Below are 15,220 nucleotides of genomic sequence, written 5' to 3' on the forward strand. Positions count from 1 at the left end.
TCTTACTTAGAGTCCGACTTGTATTCGTACTCGTAATAGCCGTAGTCCTGATATCCCGTCGCCCGACGGAAGATAGAGTTCAGGATCACACCTTTTACCTGAATGCCGTTCTGCGCAAAGCGGCTCAGGCTGGTCTCCACCTCTTTCAGGGTGTTAACCGCATAGCGCGCCACCATCAGGGTGGTACCGGCATGACGCCCTACTACTGCCGCATCGGTCACCGCGAGGATCGGCGGCGTATCGATCAGCACCAGGTCGTAGCGGCTGCTGGCCCACGCGAGCAGCTGCGAGAAACGCTCGCTCATCAGCAGCTCAGAAGGGTTAGGCGGCACCTGGCCACGCGGCACCAGATCGAAATGGGTAATGGCGGTGGGCTTCACGCAGCTGGAGAAATCCCCCTGCCCTGCCAGGATGTCGGAGAGGCCATTGACGTTATCGGTGCCGAGCAGCTCGTGGGTATAGCCTTTGCGCATATCACAGTCGATCATCAGCACGCGCTTGTTAGTCTGGCTGATCACTGCCGCCAGGTTGGCACAGACAAAGGTTTTTCCGATCGACGGGCTAACCCCGGTCATCATCAGCACGTTATTGCTGGCCTGCATCATGGCGAAGTGCAGGCTGGTACGCAGGCTGCGGATCGCTTCGATAGCAAGATCGGTCGGATTACCCACCGCCAGCAGCTGGCTCTGCTTGAATCGCTTGGTGCCTTTATTGGTATTGACGCTGTCGCGCGCTTTTTGCCACTCGGAGAGCGGAATGCTGGCGTAAACGCTGATGCCGTTCTCCTCCAGCACCTGCGGGCTTTCGATACCGCGGTTAAACAGCGAGCGCAGCAGCACGCCAACGATAGAGAGCATCAGGCCGAGAATAATGCTGCCGAGAATAATCAGCGCCTTCTTCGGCTTCAACACGCCGGGCTGATCGATAGCCGGATCGACAATACGGACATCCCCTACCGTACTGGCCTCGGTGATCTTCAGCTCCTGCTGTTTATTCAGCAGCTGCATATAGACCTGCTGGCCGGACTCCACGTCCCGGGTCAGGCGCACAATCTCCTGCTGGGTTTTAGGCATCGCGGACACGCGCCCGCTGAGACGGCCCTTCTCCTCCTCCAGCGCGCGGCGTTTCTCCAGCAGCGTGCGGTAGGCCGGGTGCGCTTTGGTATAGAGTTTGGAGATCTCCGCCTCTTTAAAGGTCAGCTCGTTAAGCTGGGCGTCAATATTAACCATTGAATCCAGCACCGCCTTCGCCTCCAGCGGCAGGTCTACCGAATCCTTATCCTGACGGAAGGCGTTAAGCTTGTTCTCCGCCTCATCGAGATTCGCCCGCACCTCCGGAAGCTGTTTCGCAAGGAAGGCCAGGCTTTTCGCCGCCTCTTCCGACTTACGTTCAACGTTCTGTGCCAGATAGTTACGGGTGATGCTGTTGAGAATGGCACGGATCTGGTTGCGATCCTCACCGGTAAAGCTCAGGCTCAGCACGCCGGTATCTTTACCGTTCTCGGTGACCGAGAGATTGTTTTGCAGATTGTTAATCACGCCCAGCGTGGAGAATTTCGTTACCGTAAACTCGCTGCCCTCTGTCGCCTGGATAGCGCTGACTTCGAAGGTCACGCCCTCCTTTTGCAGCAGCTTGCCGACTTCGCCACGGGCGCTAAACCCGGCGTCGCTGGTCAGCTGATACTGTTTCGGCCCCAACACGCTGAGGGTAAAGATCTCTCCGCTCGCGCCTTTGGGTAACGTAAAGGTGGTCACCTTAACGGTCTCATTCTGCCGACCCTGAAGGCGATCCCAGCCCGCGCCGAAGATCGGGAAGGTGTTTTTCGTCACGCCGATGTCGAGATCCAGATCGTCAACCGTCTTGCCAAGCACCATTCGCGACTTAATCAGCTGGATCTCCGCGTCTGAAGCGGGGGGCTTATTGGAGAGCGCGCTATTGAGGTTCTGCACCAGCGAGCCACCGGCATCTTGCTCAATCTGCACCAGCGCGTCGGCGCTATAGATTGGGGTGGCGAACAGGGTATAGATCGCCGCCGCCAGCGCGAACAGGGCCGTAATACCCAGCACCCACCAGCGCGCCTCAATAATGGTTCCCACAAGGCGGCCGATATCGATCTCATCACCGCCCGTCTGTGGGGCAGCAGCATGGTGTAATTTTTCTGTCATGGTTATCCCTGCTGAACGTGCAACGCCTGCGCCCACTGGCGGGCCGAGCGATCGAGTAAGGTATAGACGGCCTCAAAGGCCTCGCGGCTTTTGCGGTAGGGATCGGGGATCTCGCGCTCGCCGTCCCAGTGACCGAACAGCATCACCTTGCCGCGCATCTCCGGTGCGATTTCGCACAGCGCGGCAATATGGCGCTTCTCCATCACCAGGATCAGGTCATACTCCCGGCACATCCGCCCGGTGATCTGCCGTGCGCTGTGCCCGGCCAGCGACAGCTGGTGATCTTCTGCCACGCTGGTCGCCGTGGCGTCCGCGCCTTTACCTACCAGCGCGCCCAGCCCGGCAGACTCCACCGTCAGAGCCGGCTGATAGTGCTTTAGCAGACGCTCCCCCGTTGGAGAGCGACAGATGTTGCCCACGCATACCACCAGAATTTTGTTAAACATGAGCGTTACCAGTTGTGAACGTCGCTGGCGGTGTCGGTCATGTAGCGAACGCCACTGATCGTCGGCAGCAACTGATTGATAAGACGGTTCCAGCGAGTAACCGGCGCGGTAGTGACGTAGACCACGTCGTAAGGCTGAAGTCGGAACTCCGTCGCCATCACCAGCGAGGTGGCATCGGACATATCGAGCTGGTAAATATTAGCCATCTTGCCGCTGCGGCCGCCCTCGCCTTTCAGCGGACGGATCACAAAGATGCCGCTGGCGTCGGAAGCGGTGAGATCCAGACCTTCCGCCTGGCCCAGCGCTTCGGTCAGGGTCATGCCGCTGAAGTCCATCTTAAGGGTGCTCTGTTTTTTCACTTCGCCCATCACGAACACTTTCAGATCGTCATTGCGCGGCACAAACAGAATGTCTCCCGGATAGAGCAGGCGGTTCTGGCTGAGGTCGCCGTTCTGCATCAGCGCCTGGAGAGAGATACGCTGCTCGCGGCCCTCATGGGTAAGTACCACGTTGCGCCAGTCGGCGGTGTCGGTCAGGCCGCCGGCGGCGTTAATCGCATCCAGTACGGTAAGCGGCACGTTGGTAATGGCCTGCTGGCCCGATTTATTAACCTGCCCGGAGATATAGGCTTTCTGCGAGCGGAAAGCGGCGATATTAACGTCCACCTGCGGGTCGGCGATGTACTGCGCTAAACGGCCGGTAATATCACTGCGGATTTCAGCAAGGGTTTTGCCCACGACGTGGACTTTGCCAATGTAGGGGTAGAACATGGAGCCATCGGGCTGGACCCAGTTACCGGCGTCGCTGGAGCTGCGGTACTGTCCGGCGGGGGTAGTCAGCTCCGGGTGATCCCAGACGGTAACGTTAAGAACGTCACCCGGTCCAACGCGGTACTGGTAGCTGGAGATCTCCTGATCCAGCGACATGTTGGGTTGGGCGACATTGGGTCGGGGTCGAAGCTGTTCTACCAGTCGGGGAGTCAAAGGATAAACATTCACCATGCGGTCGAGATCGAAATCAGCATCTTGCTGTTTAATCACATCCTTACCCATTGTGGTCATATTGCTTCCGGGGAAAACCGTGCAACCACTCATCAAGGCCACAGATACCAATAATGGCATCAATTTCATTTTGGATTTCATCATTGATTATTTATCACTTTGGCAGAGTAATTATCCTGTGCAATTTAAATAGCGCCGCTTTCGCCGCACATTTAACAGAATGCATTTAATGTCTGTTAAATATAACTGGCATCAGTCCTAAAAAGCGCCTGGTCAAATGCAGCCGACTGATAGTATTAGCGAAGGTGATTAATACCCCTTATGATCCAGAGACATAACGTTAAACCACGGGCGGACAACGCCGGGCAGGACAACGGGAAAATAGTTTAGTAAAGTAGCGCGTTAACGCTGGAAGAATTGTTGCAGCTAAAGGAATTACAGGCAAGGCTCCACTTTGCCTGATGCCAGTTTTTAAGAATAAGATTAAGTCGCTATTTTTATGGTTTTAGGAATTACTTCATATTGACAAAAAAAATAGACACTTTTACATCTGCGATATATCCTAATTTACATTCCCGCAGAGACGGGTAATTATTTTTCTGGAGGGTACAAAACGTATTATGGAATGGATTGCCGATCCATCAATCTGGGCCGGGCTGCTGACGCTGGTAGTGCTTGAGCTGGTGTTAGGTATTGATAACCTGGTCTTTATCGCCATCCTTGCCGAGAAGCTGCCGCCTGCCCAACGCGACCGGGCGCGGGTCACCGGCCTGGTGCTGGCGATGCTGATGCGCCTGCTGCTGCTGGCCTCTATCTCCTGGCTGGTAACCCTCACTACGCCTCTCTTCTCGGTGCGTGGCTTTAGCTTCAGCGCCCGGGATCTGATCATGCTGTTTGGCGGTCTCTTCCTGCTCTTTAAGGCCACTGTTGAACTCAACGAGCGGCTGGAGGGCAAGGACAGCGATAACCCCACCCAGCGGCGCGGGGCCAGATTCTGGCCGGTAGTGGCGCAGATCGTGGTGCTGGACGCGATCTTCTCGCTGGACTCGGTGATCACCGCCGTGGGGATGGTCGATCATCTGGCGGTGATGATGGCGGCGGTGGTGATTGCCATCGCGCTGATGCTACTGGCCAGCAAGGCCCTGACGCGCTTTGTTAACAGTCACCCGACCATTGTTATTCTCTGCCTTAGCTTCCTGCTGATGATCGGCTTCAGCCTGATCGCCGACGGCTTCGGTTTCCACATTCCGAAAGGCTATCTCTACGCCGCCATTGGCTTCTCGGTGATGATCGAGGCGCTCAACCAGCTGGCTATCTTCAACCGCCGTCGCTTTCTCTCCGCTAACCAGACGCTGCGCCAGCGGACTACCGATGCGGTGATGCGCCTGCTGAGCAACCGAAAAGAGGATGCCGAGCTGGACGTGGAGACCTCCTCCCTGCTGGCAGATCATGATAATCACCAGATCTTCAATACCCAGGAGCGGCTGATGATTGAGCGGGTATTAAACCTTAACCAGCGCACCGTCAGCAGCATCATGACCTCCCGCCATGACATTGAGTATATCGATCTCAGCGCACCGGAGGAGGAAATCCGCGCCCTGCTGGATAAAAACCAGCATACCCGCATGGTAGTGACCGGCGGCGATGAGCATGAGGATCTGCTCGGCGTGGTGCACATTCTCGACCTGCTCCAGCAGTCGCTGCGCGGCGAGCCGCTCAACATCAACGTGCTGATCCGCCAGCCGCTGGTCTTTCCCGAGGGGCTGCCGCTGTTGCAGGCCCTGGAGCAGTTCCGCAATGCGCGGACGCACTTTGCCTTTGTGGTGGATGAGTTTGGCTCTATCGAAGGGATCGTGACTCTCAGCGACGTGATGGAGACCATCGCGGGTAACCTGCCGAACGAGGTAGAGGAGATTGATGCCCGTCACGACATTCAGAAAAACGCCGACGGCAGCTGGACAGCAAACGGCCACATGCCGCTGGAGGATCTGGTGCAGTATGTGCCACTGCCGCTGGACGACAAGCGGGAGTATCACACTATTGCCGGACTGCTGATGGAGTATCTGCAGCGCATTCCCAAAGTGGGGGAAGAGGTGCAGGTGGGTGACTACCTGCTGAAGACGCTGCAGGTCGAGAGCCACCGCGTACAGAAGGTGCAGATTGTGCCGCTGGATACAGCGGACGAGGAGTACGAAGTTTAACGCCGGGTACGGTGCCGTTTGTTATTTGTAGGCCCGGCAAGCGAAAGCGCCGCCGGGCGTTGTTACTACAACATCAGACATCAAAGCTTATCGATCAGCTTTTTAATATCTTTACTGCGCTGGCTATCTTTATTGCGATCCGCCCAGTCGTTAAGACGGCGTTTCGCCTCATCCTGCAAATGCTTACGCAGAACCTGATCCACCTGCAGATTGTAATTGAGCGCCTGCCATTTGCCGTAAACGCGCAGCGGGATCGGCGTGTTTTTCAGGAATTCAATAAGCTTCCCGTCACCCTTCCAACCCTCGGTAACCTGAACATTAAAGCGGGTATCGCAGAGCTGTTTCACCAGATCGAGCGTGCCCTGACCAGAGAGATTCAGCAGCGCGGACTGCCCCTGCATATCGTCGAGGGCCATCTGGCCGCCATCGAGGGTTAAATCGGTGCTGAAGCTATCAAGCCGGGTGGCGCTATCATAATTCTGCTGGGCCTGAACATCGCTGCTGCGGGCTACCGCCTGCTGGATAAGCTGCTGGAAGTTCAGACCCTCCATGCGCGTGTTGGCCATCTCAACGTGGGCGCTGCCCTGCCAGCTGCGGCGGAATGCCTCGGCGTCTACCCTGTCGCCGTTGAAATCTCCCGCCAGCGACAGTTTACCGGTCAGCGCCAGCGGATAGTCAAAGGCTTTCAGCACCGTGCCAATCTCAACGTTATCAAGCTGCGGCTGGAAGGTGCTTTTCGGCGTTTTGCCCCGGACATCCAGGCTGCCCGGCAGCGAGAGCGTACCCTCCCCCAGCTTTCCGGTCAGGGTCGAGAGGCTTAACAGGCCCGCTTTATTGGTGATATGACTGCTGACGTCGGTAAAGTCCATCCCCCGCCAGCGGGCCTTTTTTGCGGTCAGCGACAGATTTGCCGTAAAGCCGCGCAGGCTGCTGTAGTCATCGCCATCAACGTCACGGGCGATAACCGGGCGAGGCAGCGTCATCAGGCTCTGCCCCTGCTGCGCAGCGGTGGCGTTGGTCGTCGGGTTGGTTACTGCACCCAGCAGATTCTCCAGGTTGAGATTATCAAACGCCAGATCCAGCGCCCACTCGGGCTTATCTCCCAACGTCACGCTGCCGCTGCCGGTCACCGCGCTGTCGTTGGCGGTCATGTTCAGCTGGCTAAAGGTAAGCTGCTTTTGTGCTTCGCGCCACTGGGCCTGGAAGCCGCCCTGCCCGGTGATACCCTGGGCAGGCACATCGCCCCCCTGAAGTTGCCAGTTAAGCTGCTCCACGGCGGCGGTAAGATTATAGGGGTAGTCGGCGGCGTTAACGTTCGCCTTGAGTGCCAGGGTCAGGTCGCGCTGGTTGCGGTTAATCCGCCCCGAGAAGTCCACGCTGGCATGGTAATTTTCGTCCTGATCCATCTTGAGATGGATATTACGTACCGTCACCTGCTCATCGTCTTTGTGCTGGAAAACCAGCACGCTGTCGGCGATTTGCAGATGGGAGACCGCCCAGGACCAGCCGCGATCGGTCTCTACCTGCGGCAGCGAGTTCTCCTGCGGCGCAACCGGCGCGCCTTCCGGCTCCGACGCCTCGGTTTGCGGCGTGAGCTGGACCACCGCCCCCTTCAGCATCACCTGCTTAACGTGTAGCTGATGGGAGAGCAGCGGCAGCAGCTCAACGTCCAGACGCATATTGTCTGCTGTCACCAGCGGCTGTGACGCACCGGGGGCAGTCAGCGACATGCGCCCCGAGAGAATGCTCAGCCGGGGCCAGACGTGCCAGCGCAGCGGCTCGTCAAGCTTCAGCTGATAGCCACTGCGCGACTCAACGTGTCGCACCATGTAATCCCGGAAGTCGTTCGGGTTCACCAGCAGCACCAACGCAGAGAGGCCGGCGACCAACACGACCAGTACAATCATCAGCGTGGTTAACACTCTTCTCATGGCATCCTCAACGAGCAGCTATTACAAGGCGCAACAGGCGCTCAGTCTTTATCAATTCGGCTGGCCACCGCGCCCTGCTGGTCACGGTATTTTGCATCCTGGCGACGGTTATAGGGGCGTGCGGCCGGGCCGGAGAGCGGCTCAAAGCTGAGCGCGCCAATCAGCATTCCCGGACGCAGCGCCAGCGGCAGCTTTCCGGAGTTATAAAATTCCAGCACGATGCAGCCAGACCAGCCTGGATCGATACGGTGAGCTGTCACGTGCACCATCAGGCCCAGCCGCGCCAGCGAGGAGCGACCGTCCAGCCAGCCCACCAGATCCGCTGGCAGGGTCACGGACTCAAAGGTCACCGCCAGCGCCAGTTCGCCCGGGTGCAGGAAGAAGGCGTCGCCTTCTGCGAGCACGATCTCATCGCTCATCACCCGATCCAGCGCAGCGCTCACCTCATCCTTGGGACCACTCAGATCGATAAAGGCAGCGGTGTGGCCACGGAAGGTGCGAAATTTGTTGCCCAGACGCACGTCTACTGTCGCACCGTTAATGCGCTCCACCGGGGGGCGCGGGGTAATCGACAGGCGACCATCGTCCAGCCAGGCTTCAATATCGCGGTCACACAAACGCATAGCACTTTCTCCTTAGGTGTTGCCTGCCCGGTTAAGTTCGCCCAGGGCAGACAAGTTATCTCTGAACGGTACACAATTTGCGCCGTTTATTCAAAACCAGACGGTTTAAAAAACCCGGTTATTCAAAAAACTGGCTGATTTTGGCCTTCAGGATATCGATAGCAATGCGGTTTTTACCCCCGCGCGGCACGATAATATCGGCGTACTGTTTAGATGGCTCAATAAACTGCAGGAACATCGGACGCACCGTCTTCTGATATTGTGCCATCACCGAGTCCATAGAGCGGCCGCGTTCGTTGACGTCACGCTTGATACGGCGCATCAGGCAGATATCCAGCGGCGTGTCGACAAAGATCGAGAAGTTCATCGCCTCGCGCAGGCGCGCGTCGGTCAGCAGCAGTATCCCCTCAAGAATAATGACTTTCTTGGGTTCAATGTGGATAGTCTCATTGGTACGGGTGTGCTCAACGTAGCTGTACACCGGCAGTTCGATGGGGTTGCCGCCTTTCAGGATCTGCAAATGTTCAAACAGCAGATTGTGATCCATGGCGCTGGGATGGTCGTAGTTCGTTTTAACACGCTCTTCCATCAACAGGTGACTTTGATCCTTGTAGTAGCTATCTTCTGGGATAACGCCAATATGTTCATCACCAACCTGTTCGCGCAACTCGCGGTAAAGCGTACTGGCAATGAGACTTTTACCTGAAGCGGATGCGCCGGCGATGCCGATAATGACGCACTGATGGGACTTATCAGTCATAAATTTTTGCGACCTGATTAACCTGGAAGTAAAGAAGGGCGACGCTATAGCGTCAAACGCGGCAATTATAGGGATTTCGCTCTCGTGATACCAGTCGAATGCGCAAACGTCTGCCACAACGGCCCCAATCCGGCATATTACCCTTTTCGCAAATTAAAACGTTTAATTTTACAGCGTTCAGCCGCTATTTTTGGCAGACTAAGTGATTAATAACACTATGATGTCAAATTATGAGCGGTCACCATAGGAATTGTAAATTGTTTGTACTAGCATAATCCAAATTTCAATTTTACCCGTCCGGGCTTGATGCTCCTGGCGGCACAGGGACTGCGGATAAAGCGGTAATGAATAAACAATACCAGCGCGTTTTGGTTACTACCCCAAATCCCCTACTGAGGCTGCTCAGTTTAGGACTGGTGACCTTTATCTTCACCCTGTTTTCCCTTGAGCTGACCCGTTTCGGCACTCCCCTTGCGCCGCTGTGGTTCCCCACCTCTATTATGATGGTCGCCTTCTACCGCCACGCCGGGCGGATGTGGCCGGGCATCGCCATCGCCTGCTCGCTGGGCAGCCTGGCAGCCTCGTTTCTGCTCTTTCCCACCAGTGAAATGAACTTCTGGTATCCGGCGATCAATATCGTTGAGGCGCTGGCCGGGGCGGTGCTGCTACGCAAGATGCTGCCGTGGTATAACCCGCTGCAGAACCTGGGGGACTGGATCCGCCTGACCATCGGCAGCGCCGTGGTCCCTCCCCTGCTCGGCGGGCTGCTGGTATGCATGGTGTCCGGCAGCGAAAACCTGCTGCGTACTTTTATGATCTGGGTCCTTTCGGAGTCTATTGGTGCGCTGGCGCTGGTTCCTCTTGGGCTAATGTTCAAGCTGCACTACCTGCTGCGCCACCGCAAGCCGCAGCTGCTGTTGGAGACCCTGGTGACGCTGGCGATCACCCTCTTTCTCAGCTGGCTCTCCATGCTCTATCTGCCGTGGCCCTTTACCGCCGTTATCGTCCTGCTAATGTGGACCGCGGTTCGCCTGCCTCGCCTGGAGGCCTTTCTCATCTTCCTCGTCACCATCATGGTGGTGTCGCTGATGATGACCCACGGCCCGATGGAGCTAAACAACTTTAACAGCAGCGCCATGCTGAACGCGCCCTGGCTACCGTTTATGATGATCCTGCTGCCGGCCAACGTCATGACCATGGTGATGTACTCCTTTCGCGCCGAGCGCAAGCACATTACCGAAAGCGAAGCCCGTTTTCGCAATGCGATGGAGTACTCCGCCATCGGCATGGCGCTGGTGGGCACGGACGGTCAGTGGTTGCAAGTTAATAAAGCGCTGTGCAGCTTTCTCGGCTACTCTCAGGATGAGCTGCGCCTGCTGACCTTCCAGCAGCTCACCTGGCCGGAAGATCTCAACAGCGACCTTGAGCAGCTTGAGATGCTGGTGCGCGGTGAGATCGACAGCTACTCCATGGAGAAGCGCTACTACACCCGCACGGGGGATATCGTCTGGGCGCTGCTGGCGGTGTCGCTGGTGCGCCACCCGGACGGCACGCCGCTCTACTTCATCTCCCAGGTCGAAGATATCAACGATCTGAAGCACACCGAGTGGGTCAACAAGCGGCTGATGGAGCGCATAACCCTGGCCAACGAGGCCGGGGGAATTGGCATCTGGGAGTGGGAGCTGGAGCCGGACATCATCAGCTGGGATAAGCGCATGTTTGAGCTTTATGAGCTGCCGCCACACGTGAAGCCCACCTGGAAGCTCTGGTATGAGTGCGTGGTTCCGGAAGACAGAGCCGAAACCGAGCGCATCGTTCGCGACTCGCTGGTGGCAAGAGTGGCCTTTAAGCTGGAGTTTCGCATCCACGTTAAAGATGGCATTCGTCATATCCGTACCCTGGCAAATCGGGTGCTGAATAAAAACGGCGAGGTTGAACGGCTGCTTGGCGTCAATATGGATATGACCGAGGTGAAACAGCTGAACGAGGCGCTGTTCCAGGAGAAAGAGCGCCTGCATATTACGCTCGACTCCATCGGTGAAGCGGTGCTCTGTACCGACGTAGATATGAACGTCACCTTTATGAACCCGGTGGCGGAAAAAATGAGCGGCTGGCAGCAGGAGCACGCTATCGGCCAGGCGTTGCTGAACGTGCTGCGCATTACCTTTGGCGATAACGGCCCGGCGCTGGAAAACATTCACAGCGGTGATATGTCGCGCTCAGCCATTGAGCAGGACGTAGTGCTGCACTGCCGCAACGGCGGCACCTATGACATCCACTACAGCGTGACGCCGCTCAGCACCCTTGATGGGCAGAACATCGGCTTCGTGCTGGTGATCCAGGACGTGACCGAGTCCCGGAAGATGCTGCGCCAGCTGAGCTATAGCGCCTCTCACGATGCGCTGACCCACCTGGCGAACCGCGTTAGCTTCGAGAACCATCTTAAGCGGCTTTTGCAGACGGTGCAGGAGACGCATCAGCGCCACGCGCTGGTCTATATCGATCTCGACCGCTTTAAGGCGGTTAACGATACCGCAGGCCATGCGGCGGGCGATGCCCTGCTGCGGGAGCTCTCCTCCCTGATGCTCAGCATGCTGCGCTCTACCGATATTCTTGCCCGCCTCGGCGGGGATGAGTTCGGCCTGCTGCTGCCGGACTGCAATATCGAGAGCGCTCGCTACATCTCCGGGCGAATTATTCACGCAATCAATGATTATCGCTTTATGTGGGAGGGTCGCCTGCATCGCATTGGTGCGAGCGCCGGGATCACCCTGATTGATGAGAGCAACTGTCAGGCCTCCGAGGTGATGTCTCAGGCAGATATCGCCTGCTACGCGTCGAAAAACAACGGGCGTGGCGTGGTCACGGTGTATGAGCCGCAGCAGGATCATATGCACCACAACCGCAGTCTGATCTCCCTTGAGGAGCAGACGCGGATGATCCGCGATAACCATCTGCTGCTGGTGGCGCGCGGCGTCGCCTCCCCGCGTGTACCGGAGTCCTGCAACTTCTGGCTACTCTCGCTGCGTCTGTGGACCAGCGAAGGGGAAGCCATGGAGGAGCGCGCCTTCCGCTCGGGCCTGGCCGAGCCGGAGCTGATCCGCGCTCTCGACCGCCGGGTGGTCCACGAGTTCTTCACCAACAGCGCCGCCGGAGTAGTACGTAAAGGGGTCAGCGTCGCCCTGCCGCTCTCCAGCGCCGGCCTGGCCAGCCGGACGGTGGTCAACGAGATCGTCGAGAAGCTGGAGCAGAGCGGGATGCCAGGTCGTCTGCTGCACTTTGTGATCCATGCTGATGCCCTGATGCGCGAAGAGAGCAGCATCGGTGACGGCCTCGCCAAACTTCGCCAGGCGGGCTGCCGACTGATTATCAGCCATATTGGGCGCGATCTGGAGATTTTCAACCATCTTATGCCGCAGATGGCGGACTACGTTCTGCTGGAGCCGGAGCTGGTAACCAACGTGCACGGTAACCTGATGGACGAGATGATGGTCACCATCGTGCAGGGCCATGCCCAACGCCTGGGAATGAAGAGCATCGCCGGGCCAACCAACCAGCCGATGATGATGGATACCCTCTCCGGCATTGGGATTGACTATATCTATGGGGATACAATCTCCCAGGCCCAGCCGCTGGATCTCATGCTCAATACCAGCTACTTTGCCATTAACTGACCATCATTAACTGACGGCTGCCAGTCTGGGGTGTACCAGATGTGCAGCAGCGCATAGGAGCGCCAGGGCTGCCAGCGTTGGGCATAGCGGCGGATCTGCGCCGGGGTCATGCCCGCGAAGCGCTGCTTGATGGCGTAATCATCGGCTAAAAAGACATCCTTCGCCTGCCAGCCACGCATTGCCAGATAGTTTGCCGTCCAGCGTCCGATACCGGGAAAGCCCTGCAATAGCTTCACGCCCTGCTCAATGTCCGCCGGGGCCTGCACCGGAAACTCACCGTCAAGGGTGGCGCGAGCCAGATTAATCAGCGCCTCAGCGCGCTTGAGCGGCATACCCAGCGTTTTTAACGCCGCAGGATCGGCCTGAACCAGCGCCTCTGCCGTCGGGAAGCAGATAAAGCCCGGCGCGTCTGCCAGCGGCTCACCCAGGTGTTCCACCACCTTGCCGGTCAGCTTTGCCGCCATCGCCACGCTCACCAGTTGCCCAAGGATCGCCCGCACGCCCTGCTCAAAGGTATCCATCGAGCCAGGCAGCCGCAGGCCTGGTCTTTGCTCCCCCAGCGAACCGAGGGCCTGAACAATCTCCTGCGGATCGCAGGCGAGATCGAACAGACGCCCCAGCCTGGCCAGGCACTCCCCGGCAACCGGCATCAGCCCGTCGCTGAGGGTGACTCTCAGCGTATGGTTAGCCTCGTCCGGCTCGGCAGTAACGATCCCCCGGCGCTCCGCCAGCGCAAGACTGCGCACGTAGCGGCCTTTGCTGACCACCTCTACGCCAGTCACCGCACGCGCCTGTAAAAAACCTAACATCCACGCCCAGTCGTAGGGCGGCTTCCAGCTCAGTGTATACATGGTTACTCCTCTCACTCTCTTTTCAGCTTAAGCGCCCCACCACTTTTTTGCTTTGCTTTCATAATCCTTTCGGCTAAAGTCGCCCCCCTTCTTCACCGGCATGGGGAACTTTCATGTTTATTGGTTTTGACTACGGCACGGCAAACTGCTCCGTTGCGGTGATGCGCGACGGCATCCCGCAGCTATTAAAAATGGAAAACGGCAGCACGTTACTGCCGTCAATGCTCTGCGCTCCGACGCGGGAAGCGGTCAGCGAGTGGCTCTACCGCCACCATGACGTTCCCGCCACCGGCGGCGAAACCCAGGCGCTGCTGCGCCGGGCGGTGAGCTTCAACCGCGAAGAGGATATCGAGGTGCTGCCGGGCAGCGTCCAGTTTGGTCTTCAGTCGTTGCAGCAGTACGTTCAGGATCCGGAAGAGGTCTACTTCGTAAAATCGCCGAAATCTTTCCTCGGGGCCAGCGGCCTGAAGCCGCAGCAGATCGCCCTGTTTGAGGATCTGGTCTGCGCCATGATGCTGCACATTCGCCAGCAGGCGGAGAGCCAGCTGCCGGAGGCCATCGATCGGGCAGTGATTGGCCGACCGATCAACTTCCAGGGGCTGGGCGGCGATGACGCTAACGCCCAGGCGCAGGGGATCCTCGAGCGTGCCGCAAAGCGTGCAGGCTTTAATGAGGTGGTGTTCCAGTACGAGCCGGTCGCCGCCGGGCTGGATTTTGAAGCCACATTGCAGGCGGAGAAGCGCGTGCTGGTGGTGGATATCGGCGGCGGGACCACCGACTGCTCGCTGCTGCTGATGGGTCCACAGTGGCACCAGCGCCAGGATCGCGATACCAGCCTGCTGGGCCACAGCGGCTGCCGCGTCGGCGGTAACGATCTCGATATTGCGCTGGCCTTTAAGCACCTGATGCCGCTGCTGGGCATGGGCGGCCAGACCGAAAAGGGCATCGCCCTGCCGATCCTGCCGTGGTGGAACGCGGTGGCGATCAACGACGTTCCGGCCCAGAGCGATTTCTACAGCAGCGCCAACGGCCGTCTGCTTAACGACCTGGTGCGCGACGCCCGTGAAGGGGATAAGGTAGCGCGGCTGGTGAAGGTGTGGCGTCAGCGCCTCAGCTACCGTCTGGTGCGCAGCGCGGAAGAGAGCAAGATTGCCCTCTCCGATAACGCGCAAACCGAGGCCCGGCTGCCGTTTATTAGCGACGAGCTGGCGACGGCGATCACTCAGGAGGGGCTGGAGACTGCCCTCAACCAGCCGCTGACGCGCATTCTTGAACAGGTGCAGCTGGCACTGGCGAGCAGCAACGAGACGCCGGATATTATCTACCTGACCGGCGGCAGCGCCCGCTCGCCGCTGATCAAAAAGGCGCTGGCTGACGCCCTGCCCGGCATTCCGATTGCTGGCGGCGATGATTTTGGCTCGGTCACCGCAGGCCTCGCCCGCTGGGCACAGGTGGTGTTTTAAACAACATGCCCGGCGGCGCTACGCTTGCCGGGCCTACGGATCCCACAACCACCTCCGTGCCCGTAGGCCGGGTAAGGCGCAGCCGCCACCCGGCGCATTCAGACG

At 58.2% G+C, this 15,220-nt stretch carries 10 protein-coding genes; 3 read left to right on the forward strand and 7 right to left on the reverse strand.

The genetic code is table 11. From position 1 onward, the window contains the following. Positions 1-2: 2 nt before the first annotated feature. From wzc to RTM13_RS16075, 3 genes are read right to left on the reverse strand one after another with little or no spacing between them, the layout of a single operon-like run. Positions 3-2,165, reverse strand: coding sequence for a tyrosine-protein kinase Wzc (gene wzc / locus RTM13_RS16065; protein ID WP_312213187.1), 2,163 nt, complete (start codon positions 2,163-2,165; stop codon positions 3-5). A 2-nt stretch (positions 2,166-2,167) separates the two neighbouring features. Next, positions 2,168-2,611 (reverse strand): low molecular weight protein-tyrosine-phosphatase Wzb, encoded by a 444-nt coding sequence (gene wzb, locus RTM13_RS16070; protein ID WP_312213189.1) that lies wholly within the window; start codon positions 2,609-2,611, stop codon positions 2,168-2,170. Between the two features lie 5 nt (positions 2,612-2,616). Next, entirely contained in the window at positions 2,617-3,756 is a 1,140-nt protein-coding gene (locus RTM13_RS16075) for a polysaccharide export protein (protein ID WP_312213191.1), read from the reverse strand. Positions 3,757-4,232: 476 nt separating this feature from the next. On the opposite strand from RTM13_RS16075, the gene RTM13_RS16080 reads away from it, so the two are divergent. After that, positions 4,233-5,813 (forward strand): TerC family protein, encoded by a 1,581-nt coding sequence (locus RTM13_RS16080; RefSeq protein ID WP_312213193.1) that lies wholly within the window; start codon positions 4,233-4,235, stop codon positions 5,811-5,813. Between the two features lie 80 nt (positions 5,814-5,893). Here RTM13_RS16080 and asmA read toward each other — a convergent pair whose 3' ends face one another. The 3 genes from asmA to udk all read right to left on the reverse strand — a co-directional run bounded on the left by asmA (position 5,894) and on the right by udk (position 9,127). Continuing rightward, positions 5,894-7,744 carry an outer membrane assembly protein AsmA gene (gene asmA / locus RTM13_RS16085; RefSeq protein WP_312213195.1) on the reverse strand — a complete coding sequence of 617 codons (1,851 nt, stop codon included), beginning with the start codon at positions 7,742-7,744 and terminating at the stop codon, positions 5,894-5,896. 41 nt (positions 7,745-7,785) lie between these two features. Further along, entirely contained in the window at positions 7,786-8,367 is a 582-nt protein-coding gene (gene dcd / locus RTM13_RS16090) for a dCTP deaminase (RefSeq protein WP_042389830.1), read from the reverse strand. A gap of 118 nt (positions 8,368-8,485) precedes the next feature. Continuing rightward, complete coding sequence (gene udk / locus RTM13_RS16095; RefSeq protein ID WP_312213197.1) at positions 8,486-9,127, reverse strand: uridine kinase; 642 nt, start codon at positions 9,125-9,127, stop codon at positions 8,486-8,488. A gap of 344 nt (positions 9,128-9,471) precedes the next feature. Here udk and RTM13_RS16100 point away from each other — a divergent pair, with 344 nt between their 5' ends. Beyond that, positions 9,472-12,801: a diguanylate cyclase gene (locus tag RTM13_RS16100; RefSeq protein WP_312213199.1), complete on the forward strand. Its 3,330-nt coding sequence runs from the start codon at positions 9,472-9,474 to the stop codon at positions 12,799-12,801. Here RTM13_RS16100 and alkA read toward each other — a convergent pair. Then, positions 12,783-13,652, reverse strand: a complete 870-nt coding sequence (alkA, locus tag RTM13_RS16105; RefSeq protein WP_312213201.1) for a DNA-3-methyladenine glycosylase 2 — start codon at positions 13,650-13,652, stop codon at positions 12,783-12,785. The genes RTM13_RS16100 and alkA overlap by 19 nt on opposite strands. A gap of 113 nt (positions 13,653-13,765) precedes the next feature. On the opposite strand from alkA, the gene yegD reads away from it, so the two are divergent. Continuing rightward, the gene (yegD, locus tag RTM13_RS16110) at positions 13,766-15,115 is read left to right on the forward strand and encodes a molecular chaperone (protein ID WP_312213203.1); all 1,350 of its coding nucleotides are present in this window, start codon (positions 13,766-13,768) and stop codon (positions 15,113-15,115) included. Positions 15,116-15,220: the final 105 nt, after the last annotated feature.

This window comes from Pseudescherichia sp. (assembly GCF_031979925.1).
GTDB lineage: Bacteria > Pseudomonadota > Gammaproteobacteria > Enterobacterales > Enterobacteriaceae > Pseudescherichia.